General features: G+C 64.5%; 16 protein-coding genes. All 16 read right to left on the reverse strand.

Annotated features, from left to right (window positions below; genetic code table 11):
• Positions 1–439: 439 nt before the first annotated feature.
• The 16 genes from AC56LR_RS16015 to tsf all read right to left on the reverse strand — a co-directional run bounded on the left by AC56LR_RS16015 (position 440) and on the right by tsf (position 16,304).
• Complete coding sequence (locus tag AC56LR_RS16015; RefSeq protein WP_497131818.1) at positions 440–1,636, reverse strand: EAL domain-containing response regulator; 1,197 nt, start codon at positions 1,634–1,636, stop codon at positions 440–442.
• 51 nt (positions 1,637–1,687) lie between these two features.
• On the reverse strand, positions 1,688–2,473 hold the full coding sequence (locus AC56LR_RS16020; RefSeq protein ID WP_497131819.1) for a TrmH family RNA methyltransferase: 786 nt from the start codon (positions 2,471–2,473) through the stop codon (positions 1,688–1,690).
• On the reverse strand, positions 2,470–3,117 hold the full coding sequence (gene rnhB / locus AC56LR_RS16025) for a ribonuclease HII (protein ID WP_497131820.1): 648 nt from the start codon (positions 3,115–3,117) through the stop codon (positions 2,470–2,472). Before rnhB ends, AC56LR_RS16020 begins: the two co-directional genes overlap by 4 nt.
• Complete coding sequence (lpxB, locus tag AC56LR_RS16030; RefSeq protein WP_497131821.1) at positions 3,114–4,289, reverse strand: lipid-A-disaccharide synthase; 1,176 nt, start codon at positions 4,287–4,289, stop codon at positions 3,114–3,116. The genes rnhB and lpxB overlap by 4 nt, the downstream gene beginning before the upstream one ends.
• Positions 4,273–5,061, reverse strand: a complete 789-nt coding sequence (gene lpxA / locus AC56LR_RS16035; RefSeq protein ID WP_497131822.1) for an acyl-ACP--UDP-N-acetylglucosamine O-acyltransferase — start codon at positions 5,059–5,061, stop codon at positions 4,273–4,275. The genes lpxB and lpxA overlap by 17 nt, the downstream gene beginning before the upstream one ends.
• A 1-nt stretch (position 5,062) precedes the next feature.
• Positions 5,063–5,563, reverse strand: a complete 501-nt coding sequence (fabZ, locus tag AC56LR_RS16040) for a 3-hydroxyacyl-ACP dehydratase FabZ (RefSeq protein WP_497131823.1) — start codon at positions 5,561–5,563, stop codon at positions 5,063–5,065.
• Entirely contained in the window at positions 5,560–6,609 is a 1,050-nt protein-coding gene (gene lpxD, locus AC56LR_RS16045; RefSeq protein ID WP_497131886.1) for a UDP-3-O-(3-hydroxymyristoyl)glucosamine N-acyltransferase, read from the reverse strand. Before lpxD ends, fabZ begins: the two co-directional genes overlap by 4 nt.
• 54 nt (positions 6,610–6,663) lie before the next feature.
• Positions 6,664–7,167: an OmpH/Skp family outer membrane protein gene (locus tag AC56LR_RS16050; RefSeq protein ID WP_497131824.1), complete on the reverse strand. Its 504-nt coding sequence runs from the start codon at positions 7,165–7,167 to the stop codon at positions 6,664–6,666.
• Between the two features lie 61 nt (positions 7,168–7,228).
• The gene (bamA, locus tag AC56LR_RS16055) at positions 7,229–9,565 is read right to left on the reverse strand and encodes an outer membrane protein assembly factor BamA (protein WP_497131825.1); all 2,337 of its coding nucleotides are present in this window, start codon (positions 9,563–9,565) and stop codon (positions 7,229–7,231) included.
• Between the two features lie 79 nt (positions 9,566–9,644).
• Entirely contained in the window at positions 9,645–10,985 is a 1,341-nt protein-coding gene (gene rseP, locus AC56LR_RS16060; RefSeq protein WP_497131826.1) for an RIP metalloprotease RseP, read from the reverse strand.
• A 4-nt stretch (positions 10,986–10,989) separates the two neighbouring features.
• Positions 10,990–12,165, reverse strand: coding sequence for a 1-deoxy-D-xylulose-5-phosphate reductoisomerase (ispC, locus tag AC56LR_RS16065; protein ID WP_497131827.1), 1,176 nt, complete (start codon positions 12,163–12,165; stop codon positions 10,990–10,992).
• A gap of 13 nt (positions 12,166–12,178) precedes the next feature.
• Positions 12,179–13,009, reverse strand: a complete 831-nt coding sequence (locus AC56LR_RS16070) for a phosphatidate cytidylyltransferase (RefSeq protein WP_497131828.1) — start codon at positions 13,007–13,009, stop codon at positions 12,179–12,181.
• 8 nt (positions 13,010–13,017) lie between these two features.
• Positions 13,018–13,770, reverse strand: a complete 753-nt coding sequence (gene uppS, locus AC56LR_RS16075) for a polyprenyl diphosphate synthase (RefSeq protein WP_497131829.1) — start codon at positions 13,768–13,770, stop codon at positions 13,018–13,020.
• 125 nt (positions 13,771–13,895) lie between these two features.
• Positions 13,896–14,456, reverse strand: a complete 561-nt coding sequence (gene frr / locus AC56LR_RS16080; protein WP_489872991.1) for a ribosome recycling factor — start codon at positions 14,454–14,456, stop codon at positions 13,896–13,898.
• Between the two features lie 48 nt (positions 14,457–14,504).
• Complete coding sequence (gene pyrH / locus AC56LR_RS16085) at positions 14,505–15,221, reverse strand: UMP kinase (protein ID WP_171080541.1); 717 nt, start codon at positions 15,219–15,221, stop codon at positions 14,505–14,507.
• A 174-nt stretch (positions 15,222–15,395) separates the two neighbouring features.
• Positions 15,396–16,304, reverse strand: a complete 909-nt coding sequence (gene tsf / locus AC56LR_RS16090) for a translation elongation factor Ts (protein ID WP_497131830.1) — start codon at positions 16,302–16,304, stop codon at positions 15,396–15,398.
• Positions 16,305–16,414 lie beyond the last annotated feature (110 nt).

A 16,414-nucleotide genomic window follows, 5' to 3' on the forward strand; every position in this document is an offset into this window, starting at 1 on the left:
TCAGGGGAAGAGTGTCGGCAAGCATTGGCCGCAGGTTAACAGAGTCGCCATGCGTTTACAACAGCCTGGACGTCAGCGGCATCTTAACTTAACGGCATTAGGGTCAGAGTCGAATTACAGGAAACTTTCGAGAGTTTCCAATTAATTCGACTCTGACCCTCATTGATTTTGAGGCCAGGATCGCCAGTTTGCGGACGTAGCGGCAATAAAAGAATCAGATCAATTGAGCCGACTAAATAATCGCGAGAATGACCTGAAATTGAAGCAAAAATAAAGAGGGTCAGAGTCGAATTACCGAGCAACTTTTAAAAGTTGTCAAACAATTCGACTCTGACCCCAATTAATTTTTGGATCAAGACCTTTTAGGCAATTAGGGTCAGAGTCGAATTGCGGGAAATTTTTGAAAGTTTCCCGACAATTCAACTCTGACCCCAATGGGTTAGAAGAAGTGGCGCCAGTCTTCGAGCCAGCCGGGGAAGGCGGCGGCTTCCATGGGGTTGGCGATGTGGTAGCCCTGGGCGTAGGTGCAGCCGAGGTTTTGGAGGAAGTCCCAGTCCTGGCGGGTTTCGACGCCGACGGCGACCGACATGCGGTCGAGGCTGTGCGCCAGGCTCAGGCAGGAGCGCAGGACGGTGCCCAGGGGGCGGCGCTTGGAGGCGCCGTCGACGAAGCTGCGGTCGATCTTCAGTTCGGTGAAGGGGATGCGCGCCAGCAGCTGGAGGTTGGAGCTGCCGGTGCCGTAGTCGTCGATCGCCAGGCCAAAGCCCATCATGCGCAGACGCACCAGACGTTCGATGAAATGCGGGTCGGTGTTGAGAACCGAGGACTCGGGCATCTCGAAGGTCAGGTATTCGGGCAGGATGCGGTGGCGGCCGATGCAGGCGGTGATCTGGCGCACGAACGATGGATTGGCCAGCGTCTCGGGCGCGAGGTTGATCGACATCGCGATCGGCAGGCCCTGGTCCTGGAAGGCGCGGCAGTGCTCGGCCGCCATCTCGATCATGCTCCAGTCGAGGAAGTCGACCCGGTTGTTCTGCTCCAGCGCGTCGATGAAGGAGCCGGGACCGAGCACGCCATGCTCGGGATGGCGCCAGCGCGCGAAGGCTTCCAGGCCTTTGACCTGGCCGGTGGCCAGTTCGATCTTGGGCTGGAAGAAGGGCTCGAACTGGCGCTTTTGCAGGCCGATGCCGATTTCCTGGAAGCTGAAGCGTGGGCCCGCAGGCCGCTCGTCCAGCTTCACCAGCGGCGTGTAGTTGTCGAGCAGGGGTTTGAGCTTGGCGGCCGTCACCGGCTTGGCGATCGACCCGAGCAGCTCGACGCCATAGGCCTGGGCCAGGGTCTCGACCGAGAACAGCAGGCTCGATGGCTGGGCGCCCGTGACCACCAGGCGTACGCCGCCGCCCATTGTCCCGAGGTTGCGGATCAGCTCCAGGCCGTCCATCCCCGGCAGCGCCAGGTCGACGATCGCGACGTTCACTTGCGGCGTGAAGCCCGCTTCCATGCGCTGCAGCGCCATGTGCCCGTCCGGCACGTCGGTGACGCGGCTCGCGCCCATTTGGCCGAGCAGCTCCACCAGCGTCCTGCGCTGGGCTGCGTCGGCTTCCGCCACCAGGAAATGCAAATGCGCGATGTCCATCTCTACTCCATTGTGTCAACCGCCAGATTACCCTGAAGGCCTAGCCGGCGTCTACGATTGAAGTTGGCGCAGCTGTTCGAAAAAACACACCGCGGCGCAGGCCGCGACGTTCAGCGACTCGACCTTGCCCGCATGCGGCACCGCCACCCGGTGCGTCGCCAGCTCCAGCAGATCGCCGGAGACGCCCTGCCCTTCATGGCCCAGCACCCAGGCCACCGGCCGGCGCAGGTCGAGCGCGTACAAGCGCTCGCTGGCATAGCCGCTGGTGGCCAGCACCGGCACGTTCGCCTCGCGCACCAAAGGCGCCAGCTCGATGTTCTCGAAGATGTCGAGCACGAAGTGGGCGCCCATGGCCGCGCGCAGCACCTTGGGCGACCAGCAGAAGGCCGTGCCGGGGCTGCAGTACACCTGCTTGATGCCGCTGGCGGCGGCGCTGCGCAGGATCGAGCCGACGTTGCCCGGGTCCTGCACGCCGTCGAGCAGCACGCAAGATTCGTTCAATCCGGGCGCTCTGGACGGCACCGGCGACTCGACCACGAACACGAGGTGCACGCCGTTCTCGACCTGGCTGATCGCGCCGAACATCGCATCCGGCAGTGCCGTGACATGGGCATGCAGGGCTTCGACGCGCTCGATGATGGCCGCGACTTCCGGATTGGCCAGCGCGTCTTCCGACACCACGCAGTGCTCGGGCGCGCCGCGCAGGTCCAGCCAGCTCTGGCAAAGGTGCACGCCGTCCAGCAGGCTGCGGCCGGCTTTTCTCCGCGCCTGCGAGCTGGTCGCGAGCGCCTTGAGCTCTTTATAGAACGCGTTGTCGCGTGAAGTGATGCTCTTCATGCGAACGCAAACATATCCTGCTGCAGCAGCTCGCGCACCGGCGCGAACGAGCGGCGATGCACCGGCGAGGGTCCGTGCTGGCGCAGGCGCTCCAGGTGCAGCGCCGTGCCATAGCCCTTGTGCTGGTCGAAGCAGTATTGCGGGTATTGCGCATGAAGCTGCACCAGCAGCGCGTCGCGCGCAGTCTTGGCAAGAATCGAGGCGGCCGAGATCGCGTGCACCTTGTCGTCGCCTTCGATGACGGCGTGGGCGCGCACGGCCATCGGCGGGCAGCGGTTGCCGTCGATCAGGGCGATGGTCGGCAGGGTCTGCAGCGCTTCCACCGCGCGGCGCATGGCCAGCATGGTCGCGTGCAGGATGTTGAGGGTGTCGATCTCTTCACAGGAGCATTCGGCGATGGCCCAGGCCAGCGCATGCTCCTTGATCAGCGGGGCCAGCTCGTCGCGGCGCGCCCCGGTCAGCTTCTTGGAATCGCGCAGGCCCTCGATCGGCCGCTTCGGGTCGAGGATCACGGCGGCGGCGAACACCGGCCCGGCCAGCGGCCCGCGGCCGGCTTCGTCCACGCCGCAGACGATGTCCAGGTCGGTGAACGGGCGCAGCCTCGGCGGCAGGCCGGGATAAAAATTGACTCTCTTTTTACTCATTTCTTTCGTCCGATCACGCGAAGGACCGCCTCCGCGCTCGCCTGTGCGCTGTTGCGCAGCAGGCTGTGGTGCATCTCGGTGAACCGCCGCGCCAGTTGTTCGCGACCGCTGGGGTCGTCGAGCTGTCGCCAGATGGCATCGGCCAGCGCCTGCGGGGTGGCCGCATGCTGAAGATACTCCGGAACGACGAATTCGCGCGCCAGGATGTTCGGCAGGCCGATCCACGGCTGGTAACCCATGTGCCGCATGATTTCCCACGAGGCCCGCATCACCTTGTAGGCAATCACCATCGGCTTCTTGAACAGCGCCACTTCCAGCGTCGCCGTGCCGGAGGCGACCAGCACCGCGTCGGCGGCGGCGATGCAGGCATGCGAGTCGCCGTCGATGAGCCGCACCGGCACGTCCGCCAGCCCGGCCGCGTTGACGATCTCGGTATAGTAGGCCTTCTGGCGCTCGCCCGCCATCGGCGCGATGAACACCAGGCCCGGGTCGCGCGCCGCCAGCAGTTTGGCGGCCGCCACGAAGGGCTCGGCCAGGTACTTCAGCTCGCCCATCCGGCTGCCCGGCATGATCGTGACCACGCGCGCGCCCGGCGCGACGCCAAGCGAGGCGCGCGCTGCCGCCACGTCCGGCGCGAGGGGAATCATCTCTGCCAGCGGATGCCCGATATACGTCACCGGCACGCCGGCGGCACGGTAGATCGCTTCCTCGAAGGGGAAAATCACCAGCATGTGCGAGACCGCGCGCTTGATTTTCTTGATACGCCCGCCGCGCCAGGCCCAGATCTGCGGGCTGACGAAGTGCACGGTCGGGATGCCCTGGCTGCGCAACTGCTCTTCCAGCCCGAGGTTGAAGCCCGGATAGTCGGCGCCGATGAAGGCCGCCGGACGCTCGAGCAGCAGTCGGTCGCGCAGGCGGTTCTGGATGCCCTTGATTTCGCGGTAGCGCGGGATGATCTCGAACAGGCCGCGCACGGTGAGCGTGTCCATCGGGACGTCGGATACCAGCCCCTGCTCCATCATCTTCGGTCCGCCGATGCCGTGAAAGCGTGCGTTCGGGAGGTGTGGGCGCAGGCCTGCCATCAGGCGCGCGGCAAGCATGTCGCCGGACACCTCGCCGGCGACCAGGGCCAGCGAAATCTCGTTCAACTGCGCCTCAGCGGACGATGCCACGGGTAGCCGTGCCGAGGAATTCGCGCATGGCGCGGATCTCTATAGCAGCCGCCGGCAGCAGCGTTTCCTGCTCCAGCAGGGCGGCCTTGGCTTCTTCCAGCGTCAGCCCCGAGCGGTACAACAGCTTGTAGGCGGCGCGGATGCCGTCGATCTGCTCGCGCGAGAACCCGCGGCGCTTCAGGCCTTCGATGTTCACGCCGCGCTGGCCGGCCGGGTTACCCGAGACCAGCACGAACGGCGGCACGTCCTGGGTCAGGCTGGTGTACATGCCGATGAAGGCATGCGCGCCGATCTTGCAGAACTGGTGCACGCCGGCGTAGCCCGACAGGATGGCGTGGTCGCCCACGTGCACGTGGCCGGCCAGCTGCGCATTGTTCGAGAAGATCGTGTGGCTGCCCACCTGGCAGTCGTGCGCCAGGTGCACGTAGGCCGAGATCCAGTTGTCGTCGCCCAGGCGCGTGACGCCTTCGTCCTGGGCGGTGCCCAGGTTGAAGGTGACGAACTCGCGGATGGTGTTGCCGTCGCCGATCTCCAGGCGGGTCGGCTCGCCCTTCCACTTCTTGTCCTGTGGCGCGGCGCCGATGGAGCCGAACTGGAAGAATGTATTGTCCTTGCCGATCGTCGTGTGGCCTTCGATGACCACATGCGGGCCCACCACGGTGCCCGCGTCGATCTTCACGTGCGGGCCGATGATCGAATACGGGCCGACCTCGACCGAGCTGTCCAGCTCCGCCTTCGGGTCGACGATCGCGCTCGGGTGAATCTTGCTCATCTTACAGCCCCGCTGCCGCTGCTTCCGGACCCTTCATGGTCGCCTCGGCCGCGCCACGGATCGTGCACATCAGCTCACCCTCGACCGCGACCTTGCCGTCCACGGTGGCCACCGCCTTGTACTTCCAGATGCCGCGCGAGACGCGCAGGATCTCGACTTCCATCTTGAGCTGGTCGCCCGGCTCGACCGGACGCTTGAAGCGCGCGTTGTCGATGCCGACGAAATACACCACCGAATTCTCGTCCGGCTTGACGTCCATGGTCATGAAGGACAGGATCGCGGCGGTCTGCGCCATCGCTTCGATCATCAGGACGCCCGGCATCACCGGCTTGTGCGGGAAGTGGCCGTTGAAGAATTCTTCGTTGGCGGTGACGTTCTTGATCGCGGTGATGCGCTTGCCCAGCTCCACGTCCAGCACGCGGTCGACCAGCAGCATCGGATAGCGGTGCGGCAGGTATTCCTTGATTTGGGTGATGTCCAGGGTTTTCAGGTCGTTGCTCATTTTTGCTCTGTTAGAGTTTTAATTGTTTTTTCAAGGGTGCGCAGCTTCTCGCGCATCGATGCCAGGTTGCGCACGATGACCGCGCTACGCTCCCACTCGGCGTTCTTGGCCAGCGGGTAGAAACCGGTGTACTGGCCCGGCTCGAGCACCGAGCGCGAGACCATGCTGCCCGACGAGATATGGACGTTGTCCCCGATCTCGAGGTGGCCCAGCACCATGGCGGCGCCCCCAAACGTGCAATGCTTGCCGATCCTGGCGCTGCCGGCCACGCCGACGCAGCCGGCCATGGCCGTGTGCGCGCCGATGCGGCAGTTGTGGCCGATCTGGATCTGGTTGTCCAGCTTCACCCCGTCTTCGATGACGGTGTCGGCCAGGGCCCCGCGGTCGATGGTGGTGTTGGCGCCGATGTCGACGTCGTCGCCGATGACCACGCGTCCGGTCTGCGGGATCTTGATGTACACGCCCGCCTCGACCGCGAAGCCGAAGCCGTCGGTGCCGATCACGGCGCCCGAATGGATGATGCCGCGCGCACCGATGATGCAACGCGCGTGGAAGGTCACGTTCGGGAACAGCTGGGTAGCGGCGCCGATGCGTGCGTCACGGCCGACGAAGCAGCCCGCACCGATGACGGCGTGGGCGCCGACGATGGCGCCGGCCTCGATGGTCGCATGCGGGCCCACATGGACGGTCGGGTCGATGGTCGCACTTGGGGACACCACGGCGCTGGCGTCGATGCCCGGGCTGGGCGGCGTGCTCGCCAGCGACTCGAACAGCTGCGCGGTGCGGGCGAAGTAGGCGTAGGGGTTGGTGGTGACGATGCGCGCGCCCTCGAAGGTCGCGGCAACCGTCGGGTCGTCCAGCGGCGACAGGATCAGCGCGGCGGCGCCGCTCTGGGCCGCGAGCGCGCGCAGCTTGCTGTTGCTGAGGAAGCTGATGTGGGTGGCGCCGGCGCTGTCGAGCGGCGCAATGGCCGTCACCTCGAGATCGGGGTCGCCCACCAGCTGTCCGCCGAAGCGCTCGACCAGCTCGGCCAGTCGGATGCCCATGTTGGTATGTCGGGTGTCGGTCAAAGTGATACGTGTCCTTGCTGGTCGGCCGGCTTATTTGTCCAGCAGCTTGAGGATCTTGTCGGTGATGTCGATGCGCGGGCTCGACCAGGCAGCTTCGGCCAGCACCGCGTCCAGGCGCTCGGCCTCGGCCACCTGCTCGATGATCTTGAAGGCGCGTGCCGCGATCGCGGCGCGCTCTTCGTTCTTGCGCTGCATGAGGTCTTCGGTGAACTCGCGCTGCATGCGCTGCACGTCTTTCTCCATGTTGAACAGTTCGCGCGCACGGCGGGTGCGCTCGACGTCGTTCAGGGCGGCCGCTTCGCCGTCGAATTTCTCCGACATCTGCTTCATCTTGGTGACCGTTTCCTCGACCGCCTTCTGGCGCCTGAGGAATTCGGCCTGGATGCGGGCATCGGCCGTCTTGGCCATCTTGGACTCGGTCATCAGCCGCTCGGTGGCCACGTAGCCGATCCGGCTCGGGGCCGGCTGGACCTGGGCCTGGGCCGCCACCAGGGGCGCCGCGCACAGTGCGGCGATCAGCAGTGTACGAGGCAAGGAGGCTATCAGCGTTTTCAAGATCATTCTCCGCAAATCGGTTGAAGCCGATGGTGGCCGGTCAGAAGCCGGTACCCATCTGGAACTGGAAGCGCTCGAGGCGGTCGCCCGTCAGCGCGTTCAAAGGCTTAGCATAACTCAACTTGAGCGGGCCGACCGGCGAAATCCAGGACAGGCCGATACCTGCCGAGTAGCGCATCTGGTCGAGGCGGATCTTCGACTGCTCCTGCCAGACCTGGCCGCCGTCCAGGAAGGTGAACCAGCGCAGGCTGCGGTCGGCGCCGCTGCCCGGGAACGGGAACTGCAGCTCGGCGTTCACGATGAGGCGCTTGGAGCCGCCCACGGCGTCGTAGTAGAACGGATCGACCACGCCCAGCGACGAGCTTTCGTAGCCGCGCACCGAGCCGATGCCGCCGGCGTAGAAGTTCTTGAAGACCGGGTAGTTGCTGCCGCCGATGCCCTTGCCGTAGTCGAGCTCACCGCGCAGCGCGAGCGTCATCCAGCGGGTGACCGGACGCCAGTACTGGTGCTCGTACACCATGCGGTAGTACTTCGAATTGCCCAGTGCATCGATCTCGAGGTTGGCGCGCTGGAAGCGGCCGCGGGTCGGCGTCACCGCGCTGTCGCGGGTGTCGCGGCCCCATGCCGCGGTCAGCGGGATGGCATTGGTCTCGGCCTTGCCGATACCGCTGGCAGGACCGCCGTTCTGCGCCACGAAGGTCTGGTAGATCTGCGGCGAGGTCTGGTCGGTCTCGATCTGGGTGCGTTCCAGGCCGGCGCCGAAGTAGACGGTGTCCGATTCCGAGAACGGCACGCCGAAGGTCATGGTGCCGCCGGTCTGGCGCACGGTGTACAGGCCCAGGTTGATCGCCGGCGGACGCGAGGTGCGCAGGTAGAGCTGGAAGGCGCGCGAGATGCCGTCGTCGGTGAAGTACGGGTTGGTCTGCGAGAACGCGATCGTGCGGTTGTACTTGCTGGTGTTGAGCTCCAGGCCGATCGTGTTGCCGCTGCCGGCGAAGTTGGCCTGCGAGATCGACGCGGTGAAGGTGAACTTCTCCGACTGCGAGAACGCACCGCCGATCATGAAGTTACCGGTCGGTTTTTCTTCGACGATCATGTTGACGTCGACCTGGTCCGAGGTGCCCGGCGACTCCGGCGTCTCGATCTTGACTTCCTTGAAGTAGCCGAGGCGGTCGACGCGGTCGCGCGAGAGCTTGACGCGGTTGGCGTCGTACCACGAGCTCTCGAACTGGCGGAATTCGCGGCGGATCACTTCGTCGCGCGTCACGGTGTTGCCCGAGATGTTCATGTGGCGCACGTAGGCGCGCTTGCCCGGATCGACGAAGAAGGTGAAGGCCACTTCGCGCTTGTCGCGGTTGATCTCCGGGTTGCCGGTGACGTTCGCGAAGGCATAGCCGAAGGTGCCCAGGCGGTCGGCGATCAGCTTGTTGGTCGCTTCCATCGCTTCGCCCGAATAGGTCTTGCCCGGCTGGAGCAGGATCAGCTGTTTCAGCTCTTCCTCGCGGCCGAACATCTCGCCTTCGAGCTTGACGCCGGAGACGGTGTACTGCTCGCCTTCGGTAACGTTGATGGTCAGGTAGATGTCGCGCTTGTCCGGGGTGATCGAGACCTGGGTCGATTCGACGTTCGCTTCCAGGTAGCCGCGGTTCAGGTAGAACGACTTGATGTTCTCCAGGTCGCCGGTGAGCTTTTGCTTGGAATACTGGTCGGCTTTCGAATACCAGGTCAGCCAGCCCGACTTCGACAGCTGCAGCAGTTCAAGCAGCTGCTTGTCCGAGAACGTCTTGTTGCCCACAAAAGTGATGCCCTTGATCTTGGCGACGTCGCCCTCGTCCACGTTGAACATGATCGTCACGCGGTTGCGCTCGATCGGGGTAACGGTGGTCGTGATCTTCACGCCGTACAGGCCATGCGACAGGTACTGGCGCTTGAGTTCCTGCTCGGCGCGGTCGACCGAGGCCTTGTCGAAGATCTTGGTCTCGCCCACGCCGATTTCGCGCAGGGCCTTGACCAGCATGTCTTTTTCGAATTCCTTGGTGCCGGTGAAGTCCACCGACGAGATGGCCGGACGCTCCTCGACCAGCACCACCAGCACGCCGTTTTCTTCTTCCAGGCGGATGTCCTTGAAGAAGCCGGTCGCGTACAGCGCCTTGATGGCGGAGGTGGCCTTATCGTCGTCGAAGGTCTCGCCCACGCGCACCGGCAGGTAGCTGAACACGGTGCCCGCTTCCGTACGCTGGATACCCTCGACGCGGATGTCCTTCACCACGAACGGGTTGACGGCAAGTGCGTTGCCGGCGCAGAGAGCCAATACGGCTGCGCCAATCAAGCTGCGGCGGATGAACGGCAGGGCAAAACGATCAGGTTGTGAATTCATTGGCTGGATCTGTGGGTCAGTCATTGGACAACATTGCATATTGTTTTTGCCGGCGGGCGCGCTGCAGTTAGGGCAACTGCTAGAGCAACCGCACCAGGTCATTGAAGACGGCGAGCGCCATCAGCACGAACAGCAGGCCGACCCCGAAGCGTTGTGCGAATTCTCCCACTCGCGCAGGCAGGGGGCGCCCGGTCAAAACTTCCAGCGAATAATACAGTAAATGACCACCATCCAGAACCGGAATTGGTAACAAATTCATTACGCCTAAGCTAATACTAATAAATGCAATGAACTGCAAATAAGTGGCCAGGCCGACCCGCGCAGTCTGTCCCGCATAGTCGGCAATCGTGATCGGGCCGGTGACATTCTTCCAGGAGGCTTCCCCGGTAATCATCCGGCCGATCATCTTGAGGGTCATGGTACTGGTTTCCCAGGTGCGCTCCACGCCCTTCACGACGGCGTCGACCGGGCTTGAGGACACCGTCACCATCTCGACCGGCTGCGACAGCAGTACCTTGGCCACGCCGCGGCCGCTGGCCTTGTCAAGTTCCGGAGTGACCGTGACCTGCACGATGCGTCCGCCGCGCTCGACCTCGATCGGGACCGCGCGCGCAGCCGAGGCGCGCATCATCTCGGTGAAGGCCAGGCCGTCGTCGACCGGTTTGCCGTCGGCGCTGCGAATCAGGTCGCCCGGCTGCAGGCCGGCGCGCTCCCCTGCCCCGCCCGGCATGACTTTTTCGATCCGCGCCCGCGCGCGCCACAGGTCCAGGCCGAGCGCCTTCATGACGTCGGCTTCGGCATCGAGTCTGGCAATGCTCGCTGCCGGGATCACGGCGTGATAGCTTCCGCCGCCCTGGGCGCGCAGCTCGAGGCGCGCGTCGCCCTTGTCGACGGTGGCATGCACCAGTTGCCAGCGCAGTTCGCTCCACGACGCAACCGGATTGCCGTTGACGGCAACGACGGTGTCGCCGCCGCGCACGCCGGCCTGCTGGGCCACGGTTCCTTGCGGCGCGGTACGCAGGCGCGCCGAGGGCTCCTCGACGCCGTGCATGAACAGCGCGGCCATCAGGACGATGGCGACCAGGAAGTTCGCGATCGGGCCGGCGGCCACGATGGCGATGCGGCGCCAGACGCTCTGGTGGGTGAATTCGCGGTGCAGCTCGGAGTCGTCCTTCGGCGCTGTTTCCGGGTCGCGGCTGTCGAGCATCTTGACGTAGCCGCCCAGCGGCAGCATGGAGATCGCCCACTCGGTCTGGTCGGGACCGAAACGGCGCGACCACACCACCCGGCCCATGCCGACCGAAAAGCGCAGCACCTTCACGTTGCACAGGCGGGCCACCGCATAGTGGCCCAGCTCGTGCAGCACGATCAGCGGGCCGAGGGCCAGCACGAAGGCCAGCACCGTATAGATCATGCCCATGTCCTTACCCCCGCAGTTTGACGATGAAGCCGCGCGCGGACTCGCGCGCCCGCGCATCCTGCGCCAGCACCGCCTCCATCGAGGGCGCCGGGCCGTGCGGCACGGCGTCCATCACGCGCGCGATCACGCGGTCGATGTCGCGGAAGCCGATCTCGCGGTCGAGGAAGGATTGCACGGCGACTTCATTCGCCGCGTTGAGCAAGGCCGGTGCCGTGCCGCCCGCGCGCAGGGCGTCGAAGGCCAGCGCCAGGCATGGGAAACGCTGGAAGTCAGGCTGGTAGAACTGCAGCGCGGCCATTTGCGTGAGGTCGAGCTGGGGCACGCCTGACGCGATCCGCTCGGGGAAGGCCAGCGCGTGCGCGATCGGGGTGCGCATGTCCGGGTTGCCCAGCTGGGCCAGCACCGAGCCGTCCACGTAGGAGACCATCGAGTGGATCACGCTTTGCGGGTGGATCACGACTTCGATGAGGTCGGCCGGGGCGCCGAACAGCCAGTGGGCCTCGATCACTTCCAGGCCCTTGTTCATCATCGTGGCCGAGTCGACCGAGATCTTGCGGCCCATGACCCAGTTCGGATGCTTGCAGGCCTCGTCGGGCGTGACCTCACCTAAAGTCTCGACCGCGCGATTGAGAAAAGGGCCGCCGGAGGCGGTCAGCAAGACCTTGGCCACGCCGGCCGCCTGCGGATCGCGGGCGTAGTTCAGCGGCAGCGACTGGAAGATCGCATTGTGCTCGCTGTCGATCGGCAGCAGCGTCGCCTTGTTTTCACGGACCGCGTCCATGAACAGCTGGCCGGACATGACCAGCGCTTCCTTGTTCGCCAGCAGGACCTTCTTGCCGGCACGGGCCGCGGCCAGTGCCGGGGCCAGGCCGGCGGCGCCGACGATGGCGGCCATCACGGTATCGACCTCCGCACACGAGGCGACGTCGCACAGCGCCTGCTCGCCGTACTCCACTAAAGTCGGCAGGCCGGCAAGCAGCTGGGCCAGGCGCTGCGCGCTTTCCGCCGTACCGACCACCGCGCGCGCCGGCTTGAAGCGGCGGCAGGCGTCGGCGAGTTCTTCCACGCGGCCATGGGCCGTGAGCGCATACACGCTGTACTGCTCGGGATGACGGGCGAGCACGTCGAGGGTCGAGGCGCCGATCGAGCCGGTGGCGCCCAGGATGGTGATGCGTTGCATGGTTGCTTCCTTACTAGAGCCAGGCGCCGATCAGGGCCGCCAGTGGCAGGACCGGGACGAGCGCGTCGACGCGGTCCAGCACGCCGCCGTGGCCGGGCAGCAGGTTGCTGCTGTCCTTCATGCCGGCGCGGCGCTTGAGCTGGGATTCGAACAGGTCGCCGACCACGCTGGCCGCGACGATGAGGATGAGTACCGCGATCAGCGCCCCCCAGCCGAGGCTGGCCTGCACGCGCGCGGCAAAGGTTTGCGCCATCAGGTCGCTGCCCAGCACGATGCTCAAGCAGGCGATGACCAGCACCGCGATGCCCCCGCCAATCGCGCCTTCCCACGACTTGCCCGGCGAGATCGACGGCGCCAGCTTGCGCTTGCCGAAGGCCTTGCCGGAGAAGTAAGCGAAGATGTCGGCGACCCAGACGATGGCCATCACCGACAGCAGGTAGAGCGGCGAATACGAGAACAGGGTGACGATCGCGGCGAAGCAGCCGACCACCGCGATGGCGTAGACCAGGCTCAGGAAGGTGTTACCGGTGCTGTTCAGCGGCGGCAGGCCGAGCTTGAGCGAGGGGGCGAAGCGCAGCGCCCAGACCAGCACGCTGATGGCGAACCAGAAGGTGGTATTGGTGCTGGGCGAGACAAAGAAGGCGTAGACGAAGGCCGCGGTCCAGAAGGCTGCGATCACCGGCGCCATTTTGGTGCCCGGGTTGAACAGGCGGAAGCATTCCCAGATCGCCGCGCCGAAGAAGGCTGACACCACCACCGCGAAGGCCATGAAGTTGTTGAGGTACAGGACCGGCAGCAAAACTGCCAGCAGCACGAGCGCGGTGAGGATCCGGGTTTTGAGCATCGGGTGTCTTATGTGGTGGTCTTTTTGGCGACCTGGTCGCCGGTCTGGCCGAAACGGCGCTCGCGGTTCTGGAAGGAGCCGATGGCGTCGTCCAGCGATCCCTTTGAAAAGTCTGGCCAGAAGGTCTGGGTGAAGTAGAGCTCGGAATACGCCAGTTGCCACAGCAGGAAGTTGGAAATGCGCTCTTCCCCGCCGGTGCGGATGAACAGGTCGGGTTCGGGCGCATAGGCCATGGCCAGGTGCGGCGCCAGCATCTCTTCGGTGTACTCAAGCACGCCAGGGTTGGCCGCCACCATCTTGCTGGTGGCCTGCATGATGTCCCAGCGCCCGCCGTAGTTGGCGCAGACGCTGACCGTCAGGCGGCTGTTGTTGGCCGTGCGGCGCTCGGCCGCGGCGATCATGTCCTGCAGCTTGGCGTCGAAGCGGCTGAGGTCGCCCACGACTTTCAGGCGGATGTTATTGGCGTGCATTTTCGACACTTCGCGCTCGAGCGCCGTGACGAACAGGCGCATCAGCAGCGAGACTTCTTCGGCCGGGCGGCGCCAGTTTTCCGACGAGAACGCGAACAGGGTCAGATATTCGACGCCGCGTTCGACGCAGGCCTCGACGACGCCGCGCACCGCCTCCACGCCCTTGACGTGGCCGGCCACGCGCGGCAGCAGGCGTTTGGTCGCCCAGCGGCCATTGCCGTCCATGATGATGGCGATGTGGCGCGGTACGGCGAGCGCTTCGGGTACGGCTGTGGTCGAACTTTTGAACATTGGTGCATCCAGCAGGGCTGAGGGCGGTTGGCTGAACCAGGGCCGCCACAGCCGGTCTTAAAAGGGACTCGGACCGGCCGCAGCAATGCCGGGGCCGGTCCGCCTTGGCGCTCGCGCGCCAGGTGTTACACGGTCATGATGTCTTTTTCTTTGTCGGCCAGCAGCTTGTCGATCTCGGCAACGAACTTGTCGGTCAGCTTCTGGATTTCGTCGGACGAGCGGCGCTCGTCGTCTTCCGACGCGGCCTTGTCTTTCACCAGCTTCTTCACGGCTTCGTTGGCGTCGCGGCGAATGTTGCGCACGGCGATCTTGGCATCTTCGCCTTCGTTCTTGGTCAGCTTGACCATTTCCTTGCGGCGCTCTTCGGTCAGCGGCGGGGTCGGCACGCGGATCATCTCGCCTTGACTCGACGGGTTCAGGCCCAGGTCGGAGTCGCGGATCGCGCGTTCGATCGCTGCGGCCATCTTCTTTTCGAAAGGCTGCACGCCGATGGTGCGGGCGTCGATCAGGGTCAGGTTGGCGACCTGCGAGATCTGGGTCGGCGAACCGTAATAATCGACCATCACGGAGTCGAGGATGCCGGCGTGGGCGCGGCCGGTACGGACCTTGGCCAGGTTGGCACGCAGGGTCTCGATGGACTTTGCCATGCGCTCCTGGGCGTTTTTCTTCACATCAGCTAAGGACATGCTGCTCTCCTGTTTTTCTTGATTCAAAAGGTTCAACTACATTCAAACTCAGACGTGTACCAGTGTACCTTCGTCTTCACCCATCACCACGCGGAGCAGCGCACCCGGCTTGACGATCGAGAACACCTTGATCGGCAGCTTCTGGTCGCGGCACAGCGCAAACGCGGTGGCGTCCATCACCTGCAGGTGCTTGGAGATCGCTTCGTCGAAGGTGATCGATTCGTAGCGGGTGGCGTGCGGGTCCTTGTTCGGGTCGGCGCTGTAGACGCCGTCGACCTTGGTCGCCTTCAGGACGATTTCGGCCGAGATTTCCGCGCCGCGCAGGGCAGCGGCGGTATCGGTGGTGAAGAACGGGTTGCCGGTGCCGGCGGCGAAGACGACGACCTTGCCTTCCTCGAGGTATTGCAGGGCTTTCGGGCGCACGTAAGGCTCGACCACCTGCTCGATGGCGATGGCCGACATCACGCGCGCGGTGATGCCCACATGGCGCATCGCGTCGGCCAGGGCCAGCGCGTTCATGACGGTGGCCAGCATGCCCATGTAGTCCGCGGTGGCGCGATCCATGCCCTGGGCGCCCGGTGCGACACCGCGGAAGATGTTGCCGCCGCCGATCACGACCGCCACTTCCACGCCCAGCTTCGCCACTTCCGCCACGTCGGCCACCATGCGGTCGATGGTCGCGCGGTTGATGCCGAACTGGTCGTCACCCATCAGCGCTTCGCCAGACAGTTTGAGGAGGACTCGTTTGTAGGCTGGTTTTGTCATGATGAAGCGGCTCCTAAGTTGTGTTCGTATTCGGGTCTGACCGGCGCTGGTTTGCTGGTCTCATCTGTGTGCGACAGATGGGGATGGGTGGTGCGGCTGCGTCTCGACCCGCGGCGAGCCAAGGCCCGCGCACACCACCCACCTGCAAAAACGGGCCTTTCGGCCCGCTGTTGATTACTGCTTGTTGGCAGCCATCTGTGCTGCGACTTCTGCTGCGAAGTCGTCTACCTTCTTCTCGATGCCTTCGCCGACGACGTACATCGTGAACGACTTCACGGTGGCGCCTGCGGCCTTGAGCATCTGCTCGACCGACTGCTTGTCGTTCTTGACGAACGCCTGGTTCAGCAGCGAGACTTCTTTCAGGTACTTCTGCACCGAACCGTCGATACGCTTGGCGACGATCTCGGCCGATTGCGGCTGCTTGCCTTCGGCAGTTGCCTTGTCGGCATCTTCCTGGGCTTTCAGCTTGGCAACCGAACGCTCTTTTTCGATCATTTCAGCAGGCACCTGGTCCGACGACAGCGACACCGGCTTCATGGCCGCGATGTGCATGGCGACGTCCTTGCCGACCTGCTCGTCCGCGCCTTCGAACTCGACCATCACGCCGATGCGGGTACCGTGCAGGTAGGACGCCAGCTTGCCGGTGGTCTCGAAACGCTGGAAACGGCGAACGGTCATATTCTCGCCGATTTTACCGATCAGTGCCGTACGCACGTCGTCGAAGGTTTTGCCTTCGTGCGGGATCGCGGACAGGGCGGCGACGTCGGCCGGGTTCTGCTCGGCGACCAGGCGCGCGGCCAGGTTGACCATGGCCAGGAATTCTTCGTTCTTGGCGACGAAGTCGGTTTCGCTGTTGACTTCGACCAGCGCGCCGACGTTGCCGGAGATGTAAGTGGCGACCACGCCTTCGGCGGTCACGCGATCGGCTGCCTTCGATGCCTTGCCGCCCAGCTTGACGCGCAGAATCTCTTCTGCACGGCCCATGTCGCCATCGGCCTCGGTCAGTGCTTTCTTGCATTCCATCATCGGCGCGTCGGTCTTCGCGCGCAGTTCACCCACCATCGCTGCAGTAATTGCTGCCATGTTGTTTTCTCCTAATTTGGTGTAGAAAGTGCGGTCGTCCAGCGGACAGCCACACGATGTTTGATTGCTGAATCTTGTACTTAAAAAAAGGGGGGCTCGTGCCACGGCTC

It is taken from the genome of Telluria sp. ZT3P39, assembly GCF_059685935.1.